Origin of the sequence: Halomonas urmiana, assembly GCF_005780185.1 — a bacterium.
Classification (GTDB): Bacteria; Pseudomonadota; Gammaproteobacteria; order Pseudomonadales; family Halomonadaceae; genus Halomonas; species Halomonas urmiana.
Genome location: NZ_VBUI01000061.1, coordinates 1 through 2,718 on the forward strand (window position 1 = coordinate 1; position 2,718 = coordinate 2,718).

At 46.3% G+C, this 2,718-nt stretch carries 3 protein-coding genes; all 3 read left to right on the forward strand.

Features of this window, described 5'->3' with window-relative positions; all coding sequences use genetic code 11:
* Positions 1–173 precede the first annotated feature (173 nt).
* The 3 genes from FEI13_RS18715 to FEI13_RS18720 all read left to right on the forward strand — a co-directional run bounded on the left by FEI13_RS18715 (position 174) and on the right by FEI13_RS18720 (position 2,547).
* Positions 174–1,001 (forward strand): hypothetical protein, encoded by an 828-nt coding sequence (locus tag FEI13_RS18715; protein WP_204758430.1) that lies wholly within the window; start codon positions 174–176, stop codon positions 999–1,001.
* Positions 1,002–1,091: 90 nt separating this feature from the next.
* Positions 1,092–1,676 carry an AbiU2 domain-containing protein gene (locus FEI13_RS19765; RefSeq protein ID WP_158294575.1) on the forward strand — a complete coding sequence of 195 codons (585 nt, stop codon included), beginning with the start codon at positions 1,092–1,094 and terminating at the stop codon, positions 1,674–1,676.
* A 97-nt stretch (positions 1,677–1,773) separates the two neighbouring features.
* The gene (locus FEI13_RS18720; RefSeq protein WP_138183000.1) at positions 1,774–2,547 is read left to right on the forward strand and encodes an NERD domain-containing protein; all 774 of its coding nucleotides are present in this window, start codon (positions 1,774–1,776) and stop codon (positions 2,545–2,547) included.
* The last annotated feature ends 171 nt before the right edge of the window (positions 2,548–2,718 follow it).

A 2,718-nucleotide genomic window follows, 5' to 3' on the forward strand; every position in this document is an offset into this window, starting at 1 on the left:
AAACGAGGCCAACTTCATCGCGATGATCTACCTGATTGGCAGCCCCGTGGGGCGCCTGCTGGATCAGGCCAAATCCATATGATGTGACGAAGAACCCCAACAAGGCCATGCAGCCGACGCCATAAAGCGGCGCGGCTGATGGCTGGCGTTAGGCAATCAACCGGTAGGGAGAGATGATGGAGTTTCTTAAAGGTGCGAAAGATTTAGCAAGAAATCCCCTCGGAATTGTTGCGCTGTTTATCTCGCTAATCTACGGATTTGCTAGCCTGTTATTGGATTCTTCCGTAGAGAAACTTTCTGCGGCAGAGCGCTGGCCGCTGATATTGTTCATCGTATTTTTTCCGATAATGGTCTTGGTAGCGTTCTATAAGCTTGTGACAAAGCATCATGGGAAGCTTTATGCGCCGGCGGACTATAAAGACGATAAATCGTTCCTAAGAACATTATCTCCTGAGGAGCAGGAGGTTAGGCTGGAAAAAGAAGTCAAAGAATCTTTCGCTCAGCTAAAAGGCGGCCAGTCCGGCAACGCAGTTGAGATCCCCAAGCAGAAAGAGTCAGGAAGAAATGACCAAATTGAACGCCAAAAGCGGAAAGAAGAGCATCGTCGGTTCAGAGAAGAGCTGGAGAAGATAGAGGCGAACGTAATTGAAAGCATTGCAGAAGAATATAATTCCAAGGCAGAAAAGAATGTGGGAATTGGTGAAACCGATGCAAATTTCGATGCGTTCCTAACCTCAACTGCAGACCGCTTCACCTTTGTTGAAGTGAAAGTTCTGAGGTCAGCAGGGCCAGCAATGATGATGCTGGATCGTATTTTATACAATGCCGTTGTTGCCGATAAATTCTTTAACTCTCGTTTCAAACTAGTCTTGGCTGTGGTTTATTACTTTGAAGATGCCGAGCTTGAGCGTGTTGAAAGATTTTGGCGGAAAAAAGTGAGCAGTTGCCCCGCGAATATTGAGCTGAGGTTTATACCACGGAGCAAACTCGAAGATGCCTAACCGTGCCAAGCACGGTGACAGCTTTTCTGTTGCGGCTTCGCCTTCACTACAAAGCTGCGCATGGCGGCGGCGTTAGGTAGCAGCCAAGCAATGCCGCTAAACGAGCAGCAAAAGGCGAACCTTGAAGCAGACGCAGAGGCCCTTAACTCTACTCTTTGCGCAGCGTGGAGAATTTTTTATCTTATGCAGGGGTTGCATCGTGGAGCGAATGAGTATCCCGAGACTCTTGAAAGGTGCCCGGGAGCACTTCCGGAGATTTGGAGAGCCCAGTTCTGGACTCTTGTGACTTGCACAGGAACCATACTCGACAGAACGCGCAACACGCAAAGCTTGCCGGCGTTACTGGCAAGAATCCGTAGATACTTCGGCGAAGGCTCCGACCTTAGTGGCCTGGTAGCAGACTTGGAAGCGCAGCTAAGAAAGCCGGACGGAGCTTTTCATAAAATCGAAGAATGGCGTCACAGGGTCGTAGCGCATAACGCCCGGGACGGTATCGATGTATTTGGGGATCACCCTATGGATCTCGACGAAATCGAGGCAATGCTCGATGAACTTACCAGACTCATAGGTGAGGCCATTTGGAATAGCATCGCCGTACACTACTATCATCAAAAGGAAGCTTCGCAGGAGTACGCAGAGCACGGTAGGGCGATGATTAAGCGTATTGCTTCCTAACAAATCGCTCAAGTACGTTCCGGCCCTGACGGGCCTCCACCGGACGCGGCTAAAGCCGCGCCGCTTAGCTCAGACGTTAGTTGAATAAGGAAGTTTCGTGGATATTTTAGGGTTACTATCGGGTGCTTTAGTTCAAGTTTGGTACATCATACCTCTGTTACTTATCGTTTCGATATTCAAGAGTCGATGGTTTAAAGGTCTGTTAGGCGAGTATTTGGTAAACAGATTGCTGTCACAGTTATCTGAATCAGACTACACGTTAGTAAAAGATGTAACTTTACCCACAGAAGATGGCACAACACAAATTGACCACGTTGTTGTATCTAAGTTTGGTATTTTTGTTGTTGAAACAAAAAATATGAAAGGGTGGATCTTTGGCTCAAAAAGTCAAAAACAATGGACTCAAAAAATCTATCGGCATACTTCCAAATTTCAGAATCCTCTCCATCAAAATTATAAACATATCAGAACCCTTGAATCATTGTTGGGTATAGATTCATCTAAGTTGCATTCGGTCATCGTTTTTATTGGTGATAGTACGTTTAAAACTGATATGCCTAATAATGCTACTTACGCACGAGGTTGCTTGGATTACATTAAGCAGTTCATCCAGCCAGTATTTTCAGATGCTGAATACGCTCAAATTATTTCGGCCATCAACGAAGTTAAGCTCAAGAAAGGCGTGGTTACAGATCTAAAGCATAGGCAACATGTTAAAGAGCTGGTCGCTTCAAAAGAAAACATAAAGCAATGTTCACGTTGTGGCTCTGATATGGTTGTGCGTGAAACAAAGCGTGGTGAAGATAAAGGTAAACAGTTTTGGGGTTGCTCCTCTTTCCCTAAATGTAGGTCAGTGGAAAAATTCAACTAACAAAGCATTTAAGAGTGATTCGCAACGCTTGGCATTTTCGCTTCGCTCAAGTATAGCCAAACGTCGCTCACACCTTAATGCGGCGCTATGTGATGTGGACCCCACCGTCAAGACAGAAAGTGCACGAGTTTAAGCAATGTCCTGAGCCTCACTCGCAGCTGAACAGCGCTG

Excerpts from the sequence above, each read along its gene's own strand:
- FEI13_RS18715 (WP_204758430.1), top strand. The coding sequence starts at position 174 with ATGATGGAGTTTCTTAAAGGTGCGAAAGATTTAGCAAGAAATCCCCTC.
- FEI13_RS19765 (WP_158294575.1), top strand. The coding sequence starts at position 1,092 with ATGCCGCTAAACGAGCAGCAAAAGGCGAACCTTGAAGCAGACGCAGAG.